Genomic DNA, 546 nt, shown 5'->3' with positions numbered 1-546 from the left:
TAGGGGCTAAGGTTCAAAGTTTACTTTTATTTTCATCATGATTTGAATCTTTCCCAATTGAAAATCGGCAATGTTCCTTTGGTGAAATGCCGCTTGGGTTTCATCAAAAGGCAAATTGGCTGTTTGGTTATTTTTTCCAAGTGTTTCTTTCTAGCAGCCATTTGCTTCGCCGTTGCTTTCGTGGGGCGGCAGGGTTTTGAAAACTCCAAATTTGGCGGGCGTTTTGAGTCAACTTGGTGTGGGTTTATCGAGTAGCTGCCGGCATTTTGTGAATTGGCTCTGTGTCTTAGGCTTCAGTATTTGTTGGAAAACTGAGGTTGCCGTAAAGTCCGTTCATAACAAACAATTCAAGCAGACCAAAAACGTGTGGCATTTTTAGTTTGCGTTGAGTTTTGTGTTTACGGTGTTTTGCTGAAATCGTATTTGTACGTTTTTGGCTACTTAATTGGGCGTTATAGCGCTTTGAAAATTCGAGGGTTGTAAGGTTCTCGAAAATAGCCAACTTCAGTGCTGGAAAGTTCGATTCCTCAACCATATCTAAGGTGG

The 546-nt window shown here is 41.4% G+C and carries 1 protein-coding gene; it reads right to left on the bottom strand.

Features of this window, described 5'->3' with window-relative positions; genetic code table 11:
* Window positions 1–286 precede the first annotated feature (286 nt).
* The coding region (locus HC752_RS24990; protein WP_238930632.1) for a hypothetical protein at window positions 287–546 on the bottom strand (260 nt) is incomplete at its 5' end.

It is taken from the genome of Vibrio sp. S9_S30, from assembly GCF_014694455.1.
In the GTDB taxonomy this organism is placed as follows: Bacteria; Pseudomonadota; Gammaproteobacteria; order Enterobacterales; family Vibrionaceae; genus Vibrio.
Note: the sequence above shows the minus strand (reverse complement) of the source record. Positions and strands in the feature narration are given on the sequence as shown.